The sequence below is a fragment of the Nocardia pseudovaccinii NBRC 100343 genome, assembly GCF_001613225.1.
GTDB lineage: Bacteria > Actinomycetota > Actinomycetes > Mycobacteriales > Mycobacteriaceae > Nocardia > Nocardia pseudovaccinii.
The window spans coordinates 17,623-35,687 of sequence record NZ_BDBY01000121.1 but is presented as its reverse complement, the minus strand read 5'-3'; the positions used below and the strand labels follow the sequence as shown (position 1 = coordinate 35,687).

The 18,065-nt window shown below is 64.1% G+C and carries 14 protein-coding genes; 11 read left to right on the top strand and 3 right to left on the bottom strand.

Annotated elements, in window-relative coordinates; all coding sequences use genetic code 11:
* The first annotated feature begins 137 nt into the window (after positions 1-137).
* The 8 genes from NP3_RS14410 (at position 138) to NP3_RS14375 (ending at position 9,825) form a co-directional block, all read left to right on the top strand.
* The gene (locus NP3_RS14410; RefSeq protein ID WP_063041528.1) at positions 138-569 is read left to right on the top strand and encodes an acyl-CoA thioesterase; all 432 of its coding nucleotides are present in this window, start codon (positions 138-140) and stop codon (positions 567-569) included.
* A 121-nt stretch (positions 570-690) separates the two neighbouring features.
* Entirely contained in the window at positions 691-2,994 is a 2,304-nt protein-coding gene (locus NP3_RS14405; RefSeq protein ID WP_373864757.1) for an acyl-CoA dehydrogenase family protein, read from the top strand.
* A 22-nt stretch (positions 2,995-3,016) separates the two neighbouring features.
* The gene (locus NP3_RS14400) at positions 3,017-3,526 is read left to right on the top strand and encodes a DoxX family protein (RefSeq protein WP_063041525.1); all 510 of its coding nucleotides are present in this window, start codon (positions 3,017-3,019) and stop codon (positions 3,524-3,526) included.
* 194 nt (positions 3,527-3,720) lie between these two features.
* The gene (locus NP3_RS14395) at positions 3,721-4,770 is read left to right on the top strand and encodes an aldo/keto reductase (protein WP_063041523.1); all 1,050 of its coding nucleotides are present in this window, start codon (positions 3,721-3,723) and stop codon (positions 4,768-4,770) included.
* Positions 4,767-6,383, top strand: a complete 1,617-nt coding sequence (locus tag NP3_RS14390) for an AMP-binding protein (protein WP_063041521.1) — start codon at positions 4,767-4,769, stop codon at positions 6,381-6,383. Before NP3_RS14395 ends, NP3_RS14390 begins: the two co-directional genes overlap by 4 nt.
* Positions 6,380-7,345, top strand: coding sequence for an NAD(P)H-dependent flavin oxidoreductase (locus NP3_RS14385; RefSeq protein ID WP_063041519.1), 966 nt, complete (start codon positions 6,380-6,382; stop codon positions 7,343-7,345). The genes NP3_RS14390 and NP3_RS14385 overlap by 4 nt, the downstream gene beginning before the upstream one ends.
* A 39-nt stretch (positions 7,346-7,384) precedes the next feature.
* The gene (locus tag NP3_RS14380; RefSeq protein ID WP_063041517.1) at positions 7,385-8,926 is read left to right on the top strand and encodes an acyl-CoA synthetase; all 1,542 of its coding nucleotides are present in this window, start codon (positions 7,385-7,387) and stop codon (positions 8,924-8,926) included.
* Positions 8,927-9,045: 119 nt separating this feature from the next.
* The gene (locus NP3_RS14375) at positions 9,046-9,825 is read left to right on the top strand and encodes an enoyl-CoA hydratase/isomerase family protein (RefSeq protein WP_169814500.1); all 780 of its coding nucleotides are present in this window, start codon (positions 9,046-9,048) and stop codon (positions 9,823-9,825) included.
* Between the two features lie 169 nt (positions 9,826-9,994).
* Here the strand turns inward: NP3_RS14375 and NP3_RS14370 are convergent, their stop codons facing one another.
* Entirely contained in the window at positions 9,995-10,756 is a 762-nt protein-coding gene (locus tag NP3_RS14370; RefSeq protein ID WP_063041514.1) for a 3-hydroxyacyl-CoA dehydrogenase, read from the bottom strand.
* Between the two features lie 666 nt (positions 10,757-11,422).
* Between NP3_RS14370 and NP3_RS50400 the strand changes: the two genes are divergently transcribed.
* Positions 11,423-11,983: an enoyl-CoA hydratase/isomerase family protein gene (locus tag NP3_RS50400; protein ID WP_245720935.1), complete on the top strand. Its 561-nt coding sequence runs from the start codon at positions 11,423-11,425 to the stop codon at positions 11,981-11,983.
* A 457-nt stretch (positions 11,984-12,440) separates the two neighbouring features.
* On the opposite strand, the gene NP3_RS14355 is transcribed toward NP3_RS50400, so the two are convergent.
* Together NP3_RS14355 and NP3_RS14350 are read right to left on the bottom strand one after the other, a co-directional pair.
* Positions 12,441-12,698 carry a hypothetical protein gene (locus NP3_RS14355; RefSeq protein ID WP_063041510.1) on the bottom strand — a complete coding sequence of 86 codons (258 nt, stop codon included), beginning with the start codon at positions 12,696-12,698 and terminating at the stop codon, positions 12,441-12,443.
* A gap of 175 nt (positions 12,699-12,873) precedes the next feature.
* On the bottom strand, positions 12,874-13,719 hold the full coding sequence (locus NP3_RS14350) for an aldo/keto reductase (protein ID WP_063041508.1): 846 nt from the start codon (positions 13,717-13,719) through the stop codon (positions 12,874-12,876).
* Positions 13,720-13,831: 112 nt separating this feature from the next.
* Between NP3_RS14350 and NP3_RS14345 the strand changes: the two genes are divergently transcribed.
* Complete coding sequence (locus NP3_RS14345; RefSeq protein ID WP_063041643.1) at positions 13,832-14,458, top strand: TetR/AcrR family transcriptional regulator; 627 nt, start codon at positions 13,832-13,834, stop codon at positions 14,456-14,458.
* Positions 14,459-14,707: 249 nt separating this feature from the next.
* On the top strand, positions 14,708-18,004 hold the full coding sequence (locus NP3_RS14340) for a protein kinase domain-containing protein (RefSeq protein ID WP_307677716.1): 3,297 nt from the start codon (positions 14,708-14,710) through the stop codon (positions 18,002-18,004).
* Positions 18,005-18,065: the final 61 nt, after the last annotated feature.

Genomic DNA, 18,065 nt, shown 5'->3' with positions numbered 1-18,065 from the left:
CTACTTGTGAACACCCCAGCATCATTCGTGGCGGCTGAGATCCCTTCCCGACATCAACCACGCCCGATGGGACTCGCGGGCCGATTACCTGCGCTCGCCGATGACCTGGAGCAGCCGGCTGTTGTAGCGGGCAACGCATGATCGAGGCATTGCCGCTGGACGCCTATCCGTGCCAACGCGAGATCAGTCTGATATTCGGCGATATGGACACCATCGGTCACGTGAACAATGTTGCGATCGCCCGTTTTTTCGAAGAGGGTCGCGTCATCGTGGAACGGACGATCGACGAATTGAGGCTTTCCGGAGAGCCTTTGCGGATGGTTCTGGTCCACGTCGAGATCGACTACCTGGCTGAGATCGAATATCCCGGGCAGGTGCAGCTCGGGATCGGGCTGCATCGAGTCGGTCGGACGTCGATCGAACACAGGGCAGGGCTGTTCCAACGCGGTCGGCCGGTGGCAGTCTCCCGCTCGGTCAATGTCAACACCATCGCGGGGCGAGCCGGCGCTGAAGCACTGACTGAAGAGTATCGAGCCGTGGCACGGAAGTTGCTTCTGCCCGGTTCCTGACTCGGGCACGTTGAGGTGCGCCGTTGAACACTTCCTTTGTCGCTCTACTTCCGATTCGGTAGACCTGTCTGTAATGTGTCACTAAGTTAACCTAGTGAAGATAGAAGAGCGCTGAGGAGATGTGGTGGAGGGATCGACGACGGGCCCGCTGGAGGGCCCGAACGGTACAGGCGACTGGCGTAACCGCTTGTCCGTGCTGCTCGCTGCCTACGCGAAGCGACCGCGACCGGCGACCTCACAGGAACGTGCCGCGGCTGCCCGTGCGTTTCAATCGGAACTGGTCGACGCCGGCGTTGCCGCCCCCGGATGGCCGAAATCCGTCGGGGGTCTCGAGCTCGGGCTGGAAGATCAGCTCGACTACTACCGGATGACGACGGCGGCAGGTGCACCCAAACATCCGGATCCGATTGGGTTCATCGTCGCCCCCACGCTGATCGTCTACGGAACAGAGGCGCAGAAGACGCGCTTTCTCGAACCTCTGCTGCGCGCGGAAGTAGTATGGTGCCAGGGCTTTTCAGAGCCCGGTGCGGGCAGCGACCTCGCGTCGTTGTCCACCAGGGCCGTACGTGACGGAAATAGCTACCGTGTGACCGGTCAGAAGATCTGGACCAGTCAGGCGTCTCGGGCCGACTGGATGTTCGCGCTGGTGCGCACCGGTCCAGCGGGGCGAGGTACCTCGGGCATCAGCTATCTCCTGATCCAGATGGACTCGCCCGGAATCGACGTTCGTCCCCTCCGGGATGCGGCCGGCGGATATCACTTCGCCGAAGTGTTCTTCGACGATGTCGTAGTGCCGGTGGAGAATCTGGTCGGAGAGGAGGGTGAGGGATGGTCGGTGATGCGCACTTCGCTCGGCCATGAACGCGCCACCGCGTTCCTCGCCGACGAATTCCGCTATCGCGGCTTGGTCGACAAGGTGTTCACCCTCGCGATCGATCAGGGCTACGCTGACGATGCCCTAATTCGTCAGCAACTCGCGTACATCGAAACCGGTGTACGAGCGATTGCCGCCAATAGCGCCCGCGCTCTCGACGCCGTTCTGCGCCAGGCGGACCCAGGCGGGGTCGCATCCGTGAATCGACTGGTCAAGTCGGAGTTCGAACAGCAATTGCATCGGCTCGCGCAACGATTGACGGGTCCGGGCGCAGCGCTGCGCAGCCGGTCGGAGGGAGCCGTCGACGGAGGTCGGTGGACCTACGGCTATCTGATGACTCGGGCCTCCACGATCGGTGCCGGAACAGCGGAAATCCAGCGCAATGCGATCGCTGAACAGGTGCTCGGATTGCCTTCGCACCGCGGCGAGGGCACACGGCCCGCCGCCGTCGATCCCGGACGACCGCTGAGCCAACCGGGAGATGACGAGGTCGCGCTTCGACAAGTCCTGGGTAAGGCGTTGGCTATCCATACCAGCACCGAACAACTCTTGTCGTGGGCGCCGAAGAAGGCGGACTACGACATCGGTCTCTGGGACGAATTGGTGCGCTTCGGCCTGCCGGGCCTTGCCGTGCCCGAAGAGCTCGGTGGAGGCGGCGCTGATTTGCGGCTACTGGCCGCCGCAGTGGAAGAAGCGGGGTACGCGGCGGGACCGGTGCCTTTGGTTCCGACGCTCATCGCGCTCGAGGTGCTGCGGCACGCCGAGGCGGTCGATGCCGTGCGGGCCGTATGTGACGGGGCAATAGCCGCATTTGTCGTACCGATTGATGACGATGGCTGGGTTCTCGACGAGCGGTTGCCCACCTTGCGCGGAACAAAGCTGACGGGTGCGGTAGGGCAGGTGCCTGGCGCGCCGGTTGCCGACCGCCTGGTTGTCGTCGCTCGCGATGCCGTGACCGGGGAGCTGGTATTGGGCATCGCCAAAGCAAACGAAGTAGAGACCGATCCGCAGGAGTCGATCGATCTCACCAGCACGGCGGGTGTGGTCGTATTGGACGGAGTTGCGCCGCAAATCATCGCCCGCGGAGACGAGGTGACTCGAATCCTCGACCTCTCGCGCCGGGGCGCCGAACTGGTCCTGGCGGCGGACTCCGTCGGCGTTGCGAACAGGGCGCTGGCCATGGCGGTCGACTGGGCCGGGCAGCGCGAGCAGTTCGGCCATCCGATCGGCTCTTACCAGGCTGTTTCGCATCGTTGCGCTGACATGCTGGTTGCCGCAGAAGGCGCGCGTGCGCAGGTCTTGTCTGCTGCCGAACTCGAGGCCGATCATCCGGATGTGCAGCTCACCGCGGATGTCGCGCTGGCGGCCGCCCTCGACGCGGCGGTCTCGACCGCGGAAAGCTGCATTCAGGTCCACGGCGGGATCGGCTTCACATGGGAACATCCGGCACACGTGCTGCTGCGCCGGGCGATCGCCAACCAGGTGGCCCTCGGACGTCCCGAGAATCTGCGTGACCGCGTTGCCGGCGCGGTTGTGGCCCGACTGTCGTGACCAGCCCCAGCCAGGAGATCTCATGACTTCGATCGACGCAGCATCGGCACTGCTCCGCGTATTGCTCGGTGTGACGATGGCCGCGCACGGCTACGGAAAGCTCTTCCGTGGCGGGCGGATCCCTGGAACCGCACGCTGGTTCGACAGCATCGGTATGCGTCCCGGAAAAATACACGCATGGCTCGCCGCCTCGACAGAACTGGGTGCCGGGATCATGCTCGCGCTCGGTCTGCTCACTCCCTTCGCCGCGGCGGCGTTCGTGTCTCTGATGATGGTGGCGGCATGGACTGTGCACCGTGGTCACGGATTCTTCATTGCCGGAAACGGCTGGGAATACAACCTGATCCTGGCGGTCGCCGCTATCGCGATCGCAGTCGGCGGTGCGGGTCGCCTGAGCCTGGACTGGGCTCTGTTCGGTCGAAACATCCTCAATGGATGGGCAGGATTAGCCGTGTCGGCAGTGCTCGGTCTCATTGCATCGGCGGCGTTGCTCGGCGCGTGTTACCGACAGCGCGAAGACGCTTTGTCATGATCGGCGCCAACGCGCCGGGGCGGTCCAAGCCAACGACGCCTCGTTGCAGTCTCGGGCCATTCGCGATTCCGTTCCGCTCCAGAGGACTTGGGACGCAATCGCGACAAACGCGATCGCATCCACCGTACTGAGGAAACCGAGGAAGGGCCGCGCTTTCATCGAGAAGCGCGCACCCGTATGAAGGGACACTGAACATGGAGTTCGAATCTCTCGGGCGCAGTGGCGTGATGGTCTCGCGGTTGTGTCTGGGCGCAATGTCGTTCGGAGGGGCAGGCAATAGCGATCACAACGAATGCCGCAAAATCGTCCACCGGGCCCTCGACGCCGGCATCAACTTCATTGATACTGCCGATATCTACTCGCATGGCGAGTCCGAGGAGATCATCGGAAAAGCAATCGCAGACCGCCGGGACGAAGTCGTCTTGGCTACCAAGTTCTTCAATCCTATGAGCCGAGACCCCAATCACCGTGGGGCATCGAGGCGATGGATCGTGCGGGCCTGCGAGGACAGTCTGCGTCGGCTGGGCACCGATTACATCGACCTGTACCAGGTGCACCGGCTCGACGAAGCTACCGATCTGGACGAAACGCTCGGTGCAATGTCGGACCTGGTGCACGATGGCAAAGTCCGTGTAGTCGGCACGTCGACATTTCCTGCGGAAGCGATCGTGGAGGCACAGTGGGTCGCCGCAGACCATGGCCACATCAAACCGCGCTGTGAGCAGCCGCCCTATTCGATATTCGTCCGCGGTGCCGAACGCGACGTATTTCCCACTTGTCAGCGGTACGGTATGGGCGCGATCGTCTGGAGCCCTCTCAACGGTGGATGGTTGACCGGTAAGTACCGCCGCGATCACCAACCCGGCGACCACGCACGATTCAGTCGCCTTGCCACTGGGTCATGGCGTGTCGATTCCTATGGCGCACAGCGAAAACTCGACCTCCTGGATCGGCTCGATGGTATAGCCGCCGAGGCGGGTATCGACTTGATCACGCTGGCACTCGGGTTCACCCTCGCGCATCCGGCGGTTACTGCGACGATTATCGGTCCACGCACAATGGATCAGCTGGAAAGCCAACTGAACGTGGTCGACACGGTCTTGTCCGACGATGTACTCGATCTCCTCGACGAGGTGGTCGCACCGGGGGTGACCATCGCACGGGCGGATATCGCCTATGAGCCGCGGGCGGTCCGACACAAGCACTTGCGCAGATCCCCGCGACGGGCCGGAGCCAGACGATGACGACCCCCCGCCCCTCGACGTGCGGACGGGAAGCGTTGCGCGCCAGGTGGTATCGAGACGGCTGGTATTCGGAGCGGACCCTCATAGATACTTTTGCCGAACGCGGCCGGGAAAACGCGCGCACAGCGGTGGTCTTCGCTGAGAACAGTGCGTTGATCGAGACCTCGGTCGGTGAGATCCATCGGGAAGCCGAGCGTGTTGCCGCCAGTCTGCAGAGTATGGGGATCGGCCCAGGAGACTCGGTAGTCGTCCAGTTGCCCAACCAGTTCGAGTGTTCGGTCGCCTATGAGGCGGTCCTTCTTACCGGGGCAACACTCGTACCGGTTGTGCACATCTACGGCTCCGCGGAGCTGTCCTTCATTCTCGAGCAGTCTGCGGCGAAGGTACTGATTATGCCGGAACGGGTGCGTACCACCCGTTACACCGACCGAATAGCAACGCTGTCCGCCGTGCCTACGCTCGAGCGGATCATCGTCGTCGGAGCGGAATGCGCCGGCGCAACCGCATGGTCGGAGCTCGGTGGGAGTGCCGTGTACCACAAGCCGCTGGTGAGTTCGGACGACGTCTGTTTGCTCACCTACACTTCCGGGACCACCTCGGCACCGAAAGGCGTTCAGCACAGCCACAATTCGGTGCTCGCCGAGCAGCGCACCATCCCGAAACTGCAGGACACGCGCGCGGGCTCAGTGCATCTGGTCGCTTTTCCCCCCGGTCATATAGCGGGTGTCGCGAGCATGCTGTGCCCGATTCTGCACGGGACAACGACCGTCTACATGAAGGATTGGGATCCGCGTGCGGCTGTGGAGCTGATCTCTCGGTACGGTGTCACGTCTACCGTTGCGACGCCCTTCCACCTCGCCGGAATTCTCGATCTCGAGGATCGGGGCGACAAGCTGGCGAGTCTGACTGAATTGATGGTGGGTGCAGCTACGGTCCCCGAGGAACTCGGCAGGCGGGCCGCGGCGGCCGGCATCACCACCTACCGGTGCTACGGCGCTACCGAACATCCGACGATCACCGTCTGCAACGTGCGCGATCCGCAAGAAGCGCGGATCCACACAGACGGTGCACCTCTGCCAGGTGTCGAGGTGCGGATCGTGGATCGAAATGGCTACGACGTGCCGGTCGGTGTCGACGGTGAGATTGTCACGCGGGGGCCCGACCAATTCATCGGATACCGCGACTCGGCGCTGGATGGTGCCGCGTTCACCGAGGACGGCTGGCTGCGTACCGGCGACCTCGGCCACTTCGATACCGACGGCAGACTCTCGGTGACCGACCGGATCAAGGACGTAATCATTCGCGGGGGCGAAACGATCTCATCCGGCCAGATCGAAGACGTGCTGAGCTCGCACCCGAATGTGGCCGAATGCGTAGTGGTTGCGGCACCCGATCAGCGATACGGCGAAGTCGCCGCAGCGGTCGTCGTGCTCACCCCCGGCGGGGAACTCGACCTGGACGAAGTACGTCGCCACTTCGCGGCATCCGGTCTGGCGAAACAGAAAACCCCCGAAAGGCTGGCGACGGTCGACGAACTGCCGCGCACAGCTGTGGGCAAGATCCGCAAAAGCGAACTGCGGAGAAAATACTTCATCGAGGTGGACAACACATGATCAAATGGAACTCGCTGCGGATCCCCGTCATGGCGGCACCGATGTTCATCGTCTCCAGTCTCGACCTGGTCATCGCATCCTGCCGGGCGGGCGTAATCGGATCGTTCCCCTCTGCCAATCCGCGCCGACCCGAGACTCTGGAGACATGGCTGCACGCCATCCGCGAGGCAGAGAACGAAACACTGGATGCCGGAGGCGAATTCGCGCCGTTCTGCGTGAATATGCTTGCCTCGGCAGCCCTCGACAAGCAGGCGCGTAATCAGGCCCTGGCCACAGTGCGCAAGCACCAGGCACCGCTCATCCTGACCAATATGGGAGACCCCCGCGAGGTCGTGGATGCCGCCCACGAGTGGGGCGGCGAAGTCTTTCACGACGTGACGACTATCCGGCACGCCGAGAAGGCCGTCGAAGCGGGCGTGGACGGGCTGATGCTGGTCTGCGCGGGCGCGGGCGGGCATGCGGGAACGCTGTCGCCGTTCTCGTTCCTGCCCAAGGTACGACGCTTCTTCGATGGACGGATCATGCTGGCCGGTGGCATCGCCGACGGTAACGGGATCGCGGCGGCCCTGGCTCTCGGGGCGGATATCGTCGTCATGGGAACGCGGTTCATCGCGACTGCCGAGTCGGGTGCGTTCGATGATCAGAAAGATATGCTGGTCACCTCGGAGAGTGAGGATGTCCTGTTCACCGACGCGATCGCGGGCCTGCCCGCCAGTTTCCTCGAGCCGTCCATCGTGCGGGCCGGCCTGGACCCCCGGAACCTTCCGCAGCCAACCGGCAAACACCGCCCGAACCTCCCTGAAGGGGTGAAGCCGTGGAAGACGGTGTGGAGCGCGGGGCACTCGACCGGCCTGATCGACGATGTGCCACCCGTCCAGGCCGTGGTGGATCGGCTTGCCGACGAACTTGTTGCTGCGCGCATGCCAGGTGAATGGCGAAAGACGTTGGTGGATAACACCTGACCGGCCGTCGATCCCTGCAAGATGAGAACGGGGAGCGAAATGGATCTCACGGAATTGGCCGCTCGGTACGAGGACAAGGCCGCGATCGTCATGGCGGGTAGCGGTGAGATATTGACTTACCGTGAGCTCGAGCAACGTTCGAATCAGATTGCCCACCTGTTCCGGTCCCGTGGGCTCGCGCCCGGTGACCACATAGCGATCCTGATGCAGAATCAGCTCGAGGTCTTCCCGGTGGTCTGGGCCGCACAGCGATCAGGGCTGCTGTACACGCCGGTCAATTGGCATCTGAGTGCGGACGAGGCGGCGTATATCGTCGCGAACTGCGGCGCACGCATGCTTGTTCACTCGGCACCCTTGGCCGGCCTCGCAGCGGTAGCCGAAGCTGCGGCACCTGGGCTCGAATCGCGAGTGACGGTCGGCGGGAACGCGGCGGTGGTCGATTCACTGGAGCAAGCGGTCGCGCAGCTTCCAGGCACGCCCATCGCAGACCAGTCCGAGGGCTATTACATGCTGTACTCGTCCGGGACGACGGGGCGCCCCAAGGGGATACTGCCGAATCTGGCCGTCAGGGCGTTCGGATCCGGGCTCGGGATCGACCATTTGATGAGAACTGCCTTCGGCTTCGGGGCCGACACTGTCTATCTCAGCACCGGTCCGCTCTACCACGCGGCGCCGCTGGGCTGGACCATGGGCACGATCCGCAACGGTGGAACCGCAGTGGTGATGGAGAGGTTCGATGCCGAGCAGACGCTGCGGCTGATCGATGAATTCGCGGTGACTCATGCGCAGTTCGTGCCCACCATGTTCGTGCGGATGCTCAAATTGCCTGAGGCGGCCAGAGATCGATACGACGTAGCGAGCATTCGGCTCGTGGTTCATTCGGCGGCCCCGTGCCCGGTGGAGGTCAAAGAGCGCATGATCGAGTGGTTCGGCCCCAAACTGACCGAATTCTATTCCGGGAGTGAGGGAACCGGCTTTTTCATGATCGACAGCCCGGACTGGCTCGCTCATCGCGGTTCGGTCGGCAAGGCGGTCCAGGGCATCGTGCACATCTGCGACGACGCTGGGAAGGAACTCGCGCCGGGTGAGGTGGGAACCGTGTGGTTTAGCGACGTTCAGCGGTTCGAGTATCTCGGTGACGCAGCCAAAACTGCGCAGGCGTTCAACGACAAGGGATGGAATACGCTTGGGGACCTCGGTCATGTCGACGAGGACGGGTATCTGTACCTTTCGGCCCGGCGATCCGATCTGATTTTGTCCGGTGGGGTGAACATCTATCCGCAGGAAATCGAGGACGCATTGATCCTGCACCCTGCTGTGAGCGATGTGGCGGTAATCGGATTGCCGGACGAGGAGATGGGACAACGCGTGCATGCGGTCGTTCAGCCTGCACCGGGGATTACACCAGGCCACGATCTCGAGCGCGAGTTGATCGACTACTGCCGAACAAGACTGGCACACTTCAAGGCTCCGCGGTCGATTGCTTTCGGCGGGATTCCGCGGCTCCCGAGTGGAAAGATCCTGCGACGCAGTCTGATCGGCGGTCTCGGGAACACCGGAACGGCGGAGGGGCAGCACTGAAACCAGTATTCCCGCAGCTAAGGAATCAAATGTATAAGCCGTGCGCAAGCAGTTGACCGGTTGTCGGGCGGCTTTTGCTCTCGCGGGGATGTGGTCCGCTCACGACGATGGAGGAGCAAATGTCGGAAACGATGGACGAACTGCTTGTCGAGCACCGGGGGGATGTCCTCTGGATGACACTCAACCGCGCCGCTCGGCGCAATGCTCTCACAGTCAATCTAGTCGAGGTCATCGGCGATGCATTGGTTGATGCGGATCGGGGAAAAACCGTCCGTGTGGCGGTCTTGACCGGCGCCGGAACCGCCTTTTGTGCAGGCGGCGATCTGCCGAGCCTCGCTGCGGTGGCCGCCGGTGGGCCGCGTGCCGCAACCGACGCAATATACAGCCGGTTCCACCGCATGGTCGGTGTGCTCGGTTCGGTTGCGTTTCCCGTGATCGCGGCTATCAATGGCCCGGCGATGGGAGCAGGACTCGACCTGGCAATGGCCTGCGACCTTCGGGTCTCCAGTTCGACGGCGAAGTTCGCGAGTTCCTGGATCAATGTAGGACTCGTTCCGGGCATGGGCGGCGCGCACCTGCTCACTCGGGCTATCGGCAGTACGCGAGCTGCCGAGATGGTCCTCCTCGGGCGCACGGTCGATGCCGCCACGGCGTATTCGTGGGGTCTGGTGAATTCTGTTGTCGCTCCTGATGCGCTGCGCGGCGAGGTCGATTCGATCGCCGCTCGCTTGGCCGCGTTCAGTCGCCCGGCAGTCGAGAGCAGCAAGGCGTCGCTTCGGCGGGCTGGGTCCACCCCCTTCGACGCTGAGCTGTCCGCGCTCGGTGCGATTCAGGGCGGTCTGCTGGTCGGTGACGACTTTCGGAATGTCGCCGATGCGATGACAAAGAGCGCCCGATAACGACAGGCGCTGGGAGCTGCCGCCGTCCGCTCATCGGGCGTTGCCCGGCGGACTGGCATGCTCCGGCGCAGCGTGAAACCTCGCGAACCCGAGCAATTCTGCTCTGGGAGTCGGTGTGGAATCCACCGACTCCCAGAGCAGCTGGACCAACCGCTCCCTGGATCAGTTGTCAGCGCGGCGCCATTCGGATGGCGCCATCAAGCCGGATTGTTTCGCCGTTGAGCATGGGGTTCGCGACGATGTGAGCGGCGAGAGCGCCGTATTCGGACGGGTCGCCGAGTCGGGATGGATGGGGCACCTGCGCACCGAGCGACTTCTGTGCTTCCTCGGGGAGCGTCCCCAGGAGAGGCGTCTTGAACAAGCCTGGCGCGATGGTGTTGACACGGATGAGCAGCGAGGCGAGGTCACGCGCGATGGGCAGGGTCATACCTACGACGCCCCCCTTGGAAGCCGAGTAGGCCGCCTGGCCGATCTGGCCCTCGAAAGCCGCTACCGAAGCGGTGTTGATGATGACGCCGCGTTCACCGTCGACGGGTTCGGTCTTGGCTATACGTTCGGCGGCGAGCCGGATCACGTTGAACGTGCCGACGAGGTTGACGCTGATCACCTTGGTGAACGCATCCAGCGGATACGGCCCATTCTTGCTGACGGTCTTGATCGCATTGCCGATACCGGCACAGTTGACCGCGACCCGCAATGGGCCGAGGGATTCGGCGACGTCGAGCGCCGCGGCGACCGCATTCTGGTCGGTGACGTCGGCGGCGACGAAGCGCACCCGGTCGCCGAGCTCCTTGGCGACGGCTTCACCGTTCGAGGTGGAGAGATCGATGATCACGACGTATGCACCGTCGGCGACCAGAGCCTTTGTGGTAGCCAGGCCGAGGCCGGAGGCACCGCCGGTGACGACGGCGACGCTATTGCTGATCTGCATCAGTGTGTGTCCTTTCGTGATGGTGATTCATCACATCAACATAGTTCACTATGTAATCTATCTTAAGGGCGAAGCTCTCTCGATGCCCGCGCTGCAAGAAGACGTCCGAATTCAGCAACAAGGGGAACGTACGTGCGCGTAACAGGCCGCGACGATCGCGATCGGCGCCAGGATCGAGAGGTGCACTACGAGCAGTTGTCGTTGACGCCCGACGATGTGGAACTGCGACTGAACCCGCAGGGCGATCCGGAGGCACCACTTTGGGTAATCCCCCTGGATCGGTGGCGAGACGCTCCGCCGGGCCGCGTCCGTCGAATGGCGGAATTAACGGCGCGCACTCATCGAATCCCGGTAGGTGTGCTCGAGTCGGGGGCGCTCCCCGCTCTGGAGCCTTTGCTGCGGGCTCTGACAGTGACTCTGTCGTCGGCGCCGGAGCCGAAGCCACGTCCGTACATAGTCGGCTGTCGCGACATTGGCGCGGCTTTGCGGCGGCTCTCGGGCGCCGTCGGTGAAAATCCGCGGGCAAGTGTGGCCTTGGCCGGCCTCTTGCGCCAGACGGAGGCGCTCGACACCGACGCCGGCTTGGCTGCGGAAGCAGCTGTGTACTCGATGCTGCTGGGTGGCAACGAGTTTCGGCGATGGCGCACCGAGCGTCCAGTGAGGCGAATGGCTGTCGAGGAACGGCAGATGGTCCGGCTCGAGCGAACCGATGATGCGCTTGCCATCGTCCTGGACAATCCCCGACGCCGCAATGCGCTGAGTACTCGCATGCGGGAATCTCTGCTCGAGGCGTTTCAGGTCGCCGAGTTCGATCCGTCGATTGCCCGGGTCGAGTTGCGAGGCTCCGGCCCCGCATTCTGTAGTGGCGGGGATCTCGACGAGTTCGGTATCGCCAACGATCTGGTGGCAGCGTATCTTGTGCGCTTGGAGCGGGCGCCCTGGCGGATCATTCACCGGCTGCGCAGCAAGGTGACGGCGTATCTGCACGGGGCTTGCATCGGTGCCGGGGTGGAAATGGCGGCCTTCGCCGGACAGGTAATCGCGGATTCCGATACATTCTTCCGGCTACCCGAGATCGGAATGGGGTTGGTTCCTGGCGCCGGGGGCACGGTCAGTGTGCCGCAGCGGATAGGCCGATGGAGGGCGGCATGGATGATGCTTACCGGTGAGCCGATCGATGTGGAGACTGCCGCGCGCTGGGGCCTGGTCGACCGGGTGCGGTCGTAGGATTCATGGCTGCCGGCCAGACGATCGCTCCGTCTTGGACGAACGCTCGGACCAAATGGGCGTTGGGATGGGGCAGAGCGCCCGCGAGGGGTTCGGCCAGCAGGCGCAGATCTGTGGGGGACCCGATGCGTATCCGTCGAGGCGGCCTGCCGTCATGCGATGCACTGCCGATCGGATCGTGTGCCACGGGTCGGACTCCCCAAAGGGACCGTCGCTCGACTGGCGAGGCGAACGCCCGCGGCCCGGAGAGAGGCGTAGGGATAGAGCAGTTCGCAGTCCGCGCTGTCGACGGACGCCAGGTACTGGTCACCTCGATCGGTCACGAACGACGGTCGCGTAACCACTGCGGGGCCCATGCGCGCCAGACCGCTGCGGAAAAACGCAGGTGCGGCGCGCGTTGCAGATGCGGCGAATCCGGGCGCTACCGACGGCGGACCGGCGAGGCGACCGCTGATCGTCATAGCACCGAATCTGCCCAATCCTTCACCGTTGGGTTGAAATCCAGCTCTAAGTTGACTTGGCGTGAAATGCCGGAGTCCCTGCCCGTAACTGTGGCATAGAGGTCCTCGGGCAGCCGTTCGACATGCGTTGAGGCTAGTCCGGCGCCGTCCACGTGGTAGGCGACGCCGGACAGAGGCAGAACATGAATTTCTCCGGCGACGGTTGTGTCGCCGCTGAGGGTGGTGCCCGCCCGCTCGAATGCTGTGCTGTTCACTTGTTCGACCGGTCCGTCCCCGACGGGTCCTTCGCCAGATTATGCATACGGCGGACGACCGGATCGGTAGGACCAGGTGTCCGGAACAACCTCCGGCGAACACGTTCATCGCCGAGCCGACTCGGACAATGGTGCGCGCCCGGCGTTGGTCGCACCAGGTGGCGAGGGAGCGTGGTCAGGCCAGCGCGTCAAGCTTTGCCATGTGTTCTTCAGACAGGGAAAGCTTTGCTGCTTCCAGGTTTTCATTCAGGTGGGCGACCGATGTGGTACCGGGGATCGGCAAGATCACGGGGGAGGTTTGCAGGAGCCAGGCCAGAGAGACTTGGGCCGGCGTGGCCCCAAGATCCGCGGCGATGTCGGAGACTGGGCTGCCCGGGCGGGCGAGGGCCCCGGTGGCGATCGGGAACCAGGGGATGAACGCGATACCGTGTGCGGTGGCGTAATCGAGTACACCCTGAGATGCGCGGTTAACCAGATTGTAGAGATTCTGGACGCTGGCGATCTCGGTGATGCTCCGCGCTTGCTGCAGTTGCTCCACGGTCACCTCGGACAGGCCGATATGGCGCACTTTGCCTTGCTCTTGGAGTTCGGCCAGAGCACCGATCTGGTCGGCCAGGGGCACGTCCGGGTCGATCCGATGCAACTGGATGAGGTCGATGCGGTCGAGTTTCAGGTTCCGAAGCGACAGCTCGACCTGTTGTTTGAGGTAGTCAGGGCGACCCAGCGGCACGAACACGTTCGGGCCCGGGCGGGTGTTTCCAACCTTGGTCGCCACCACTACACCCGGCGGGTAGGGGTGCAGCGCGTCGGCGATGATCTGCTCACTGACCGCAGGGCCATAGGAATCTGCGGTGTCGATGAAATCGACGCCCTGCTCGACGGCAGCTCGCACGACACGCACTGCTGCCGGGCGGTCGGCGGGTTCGCCCCACACGCCGGGCCCGGTGAGCCACATGGCGCCGTAGCCGAGCCGGTGCACGGTCAGATCGCCACCAACGCTGAAGGTGAGGGGTGTGGTCATCGGTTACCTCCGTGTCAAGTATTCGAGATAAGGTGAACTCTAGTTCATGATTTATGGTGAACTAGAGTTCATGTTCATGCAAGCGCCGCGCTTCGCCTGTTCGGAGAGTCACATGCCCCCTGCTCGCGCCCCGCGCGCCGATGCGGTCCGCAACCGCAACAAGATCCTCGAAGCCGCCCGCGACCAGATCACCCGGTGCGGGCCAGATGCAGGGATGGATGAGATCGCCAAAGCGGCTGGCGTGGCCGTCGGTACCTTGTACCGACACTTCCCCACCAAAGCCGACCTGGTCACTGCCATCATCGACGAGCACATGTCCCACCTGGCCGACGAGTCCGAGGCCGCCCGCATACGCGCGGCATCCGGTACCCGGGCGCTGGACGAGATCACCGCGTTTCTCGGCCGCGTCGTGGAGGCGTCTGCCGTCAGTCACGCCGCCAAAGCGGCCGCCCATGCCCTCGGCGCCGCAGCATCGGACAAGACCTCGGAGCACCGGGCGACCGCCGCCCTGGCCGAACTCATCCAGGCCGGGAAAGCCGCTGGCGACATCCTCGCGGACGTCACCGTCGACGATCTGTATCTCCTCTTCGCCAGCGCCCCGGCCGACCAGCCCCCAACCGTGCGCGCGCGTTGGCTCAGCCTCGTTCTTCCCGGCTTGACCACTCATCCCCGCACCCTCGACACCGCCTACCTCGCTGACGGGAAATCGAACACATCCCTGGGACGTCGTCCGGCGTAGATGCCATGCGCGGGCCGCGATATCCGGCAAGTGCCGCAGCAAAGGGGTGGATGCAACTCGTTGGTCCAGTAAGTCGCTGTGTCCAGAGCTTCATTCCTGAGGAGGCAGCATGGATGTCGACCAAGGATGTTCGGGCCAGTGCGTGTTCGCGCTGCGGAAGCGTACAGCCCTCCCTTCTTAGCTTGCTGGCGATACGCTGGTGGCGTCGGAAGGTGAGCGCATGGTGCTCGGTGTGCGTGCCCGTGCTCAGTGGATCGCGAGCGACTGATGGTCGGCGAGGATCCGCTGCAGACCGGCCGCGATGTGAATATGCCCGTTGCGATGGAACTGAGCGCGTCGGGTTTCGAGGATGTCGAGGAGATCGGCCACGGCGGGTTCGGCGTAGTGTTCCGGTGCGTCCAGTCGGCGCTGGATCGCACGGTGGCGGTGAAGGTGCTGATCGCGGAACTGGACGCCGAGAATCAGGCGCGGTTCTTCCGCGAGCAGAAGGCGATGGGCCGGCTGACCGGGCATCCGAATATCGTCACGGTGTTGCAGGTGGGAGTGACCGCGAGTGGCCGGCCGTATTTGGTGATGCCGTATCACCCGCTGGATTCCCTGGATGCGTGGGTTCGCCGGGAGGGGCCGTTGCCGGTCGAGACGGCGCTGTGGGTGGGAGTGAAGATCGCGGGTGCGCTGGAGACGGCGCATCGGCTTGGGATCATGCATCGGGACGTGAAGCCGGGCAATATTCTGCTGAGCGAGTACGGGGAGCCGGCGTTGACCGACTTCGGTATCGCCCGTATCGCCGGGGGCTTCCACACGGCCACGGGGGTGGTGACCGCATCGCCCGCCTTCACCGCGCCCGAGGTGCTCGCAGGCGAGGCAGCGACACCGGCCGCGGATGTGTACGGACTGGGTGCGACCTTGTTCGCCGCGTTGACGGGTCACGCCGCGTTCGAGCGGCGCAGTGGTGAGCAGGTCGTGGCGCAGTTCTTGCGGATTACCAGTCAGCCGCTGCCCGACCTGCGAGAAGGTGGTATCCCCGAGGATGTCGCGGCGGTGGTGGAGTCGGCGATGAATCGGGATCGACAAGTACGGCCGTCGGCGCGGGAGTTGGGCGAGGCAATCCAGGAGGTGCAACGCAGTCGCGGATACCGGGTCGGCGAGATGGCCCTACACGGTCAACCGGCAACCTCGCCGGGGCAGCCCCACAGGACGAGACCGGAATCGGCTCCGCCACCGCAGGCCCGAGGCCGCAGCACCGGCGAGTTGCCGCTCGAGCTGACCAGTTTCATCGACCGCCGCGCCGAGACGTCCGAGATCAAGAGCTTGTTGGCGGCGGGGCGGCTGGTGACATTGACCGGAGTCGGTGGCGTCGGCAAGACCCGGCTGGCGTTGCGGGCGGCGTCGACTGTTCGACGCGATTTCGCCGACGGGGTATGGCTGATCGAACTCGCCGACGTGACCGATCCGGCATTGCTGATCGACGTCGTGGCGGGAGGTCTGGGCTTACGGGACGATTCGGCATGGCCGATGCGCGACGCGCTGGTCGAATTCCTGCATTCGCGGGAAGCGCTGCTGGTTCTGGACAACGGCGAGCAGATCGTGGATGCCTTGGCAGATGTGGTCGAAACACTGTTGCTGGCCTGTGCCGACCTGCGGATCCTGGTGACCTCCCGGGAGCCGCTGGACATTGCCGGAGAATCGGTGCTGCGGGTCTCCCCATTGACCGTTCCGTGCTCCGGAAGTGAGCCGACGCTGCGGGGACTGCCTCGATACGACGCGGTGACACTGTTTGCCGAGCGTGCCGCTGCACTGGTACCCGGTTTCGAGGTCACCGAGGACAATATGGCCGCAGTGGCGGGGATCTGTGCCCGCCTGGAGGGGCTGCCGCTGGCGATCGAACTCGCCGCGGCGCGGATCCGCACGATGTCGCCCGAGCAGATCCTGGCTCGGTTGACCGATCGCTACGCACTGCTCACTCGCGGTCACCGCACCGCGCCGCAGCGGCAGCAGACGCTGCGGTGGTGCATCGACTGGAGTTACCGGTTGTGCACGCCCATCGAACAGCGGCTGTGGGCCCAATTGTCCGTCTTCGCCGGTGGTTTCGAAATGGACGCGGTCGAACGAGTCTGCAGTTTCGAATCGGAGGGAAGTCTGCTGGATGCGTTGTCTTCGCTGGTGGATAAGTCGATCGTGATCCGGGAGGAACTCCGGGGTGTTGTCCGGTTCCGGATGTTCGAGACCGTGCGCGAGTACGGGCGCGATCAGCTGCATGAGGCCGGTGAAGATCGGGAGCAGCGTCGGCGTCACCGCGATTGGTGCCAGCAGTTGGCGCTGGATGCCGAAGCCGACTGGATCAGCGAACGCCAGCCCGACTGGTTGGCCCGGCTCGAGCGCGAGCAACTGAACATGCGTGAAGCGCTCGAATTCTGCCTGTCCGACACCACGGCGGAGTCGGGCGAGGCAGGGTTGCGCACCGTCACGGGCGGCTTATGGCTGTTCTGGACCTTTCGGGGTTTGTACGGAGAGGGTCGTCGCTGGATCGACCGCGTCCTGGCACACCCCAGGGCGGACTCGCTGCCGGACCGCATCCGGACGCTGCACATCGGCACTGTGATGGCCGCGGAACAACAGGATTTCCCGGCGGCGGAGACCTTACTGGAGCAGGCGGGTGCCCTCGCCGACCAAGACCCTGCCCCCCTGCATCAGGCACTCGTCGGCTCCGCCGGCTGCATGCTGGCTTTGTATCAAGGTGACACCGCTCGTGCGGTCTCCTGCGGTGAACGCGCGCTCGAGATGTTCGGCGCGAACCGTAGCGGATATCTCCAAGTCATCACGATGACGTCGCTCGGCTGGGCGTATGCGGCACAGGGCAAAGTCCGGCAGGCGATCGAATATTACGAGCAAGCTCTATCCATCACCGACTCGACCGGCGAGTCGTTGTTCCGGTCAAGCACGTTGTGGGGACTGGGCATCCTCGTATGGCAACAGGGAGCGCGATCCCGTGCGCAGGAGATGCTGGAACAGTCGTTGCGGCTCAACCGGCGTGTCCGTAGTCCTGTTGTCGCGGTGCTCGATCTCGAGGGGCTGGCCTGGATCGTCGCCGAGGAGGACGGTGAGCGGGCGGCGGTGCTGATGGGCGCTACGCAAAGTCTGCTGCGGTCCGGCTCCGGGTTCTCGATCTTCTTCCCCGAGATGTCACGGTCGCACGAGGAATGCGAGCGCATGGTGCGGCAAACGCTCGGTGAGCGACGGTTCAAGGTGGCGTTCCGCCGCGGGCGGGCGATGGCGATGAATGGCGCGGTGGCCTACGCGCTCGGTGAGCAGCCGAGCGAGGTGGCTCCTACCCCAGCCGGGACAGCGGAACTGACCAAGCGCGAGCGGCAGGTCGCGGAGCTGATCGCCCGAGGACTCACCAACAAGCAGATCGCCACGAATTTGGTGATTTCCCAACGCACCGCCCAAGGCCACGTCGAACACATCCTGACCAAACTCGGCTTCACCTCCCGCGCCCAGATCGCCGCCTGGATCACGGACCGGGCCTATCAGGAGAGTTCGTGATCGCCGTTGCCGGCTCAGCCGAAAAGAACTGAGCGACGGGACATTCGAGGCCGGTCGGTCG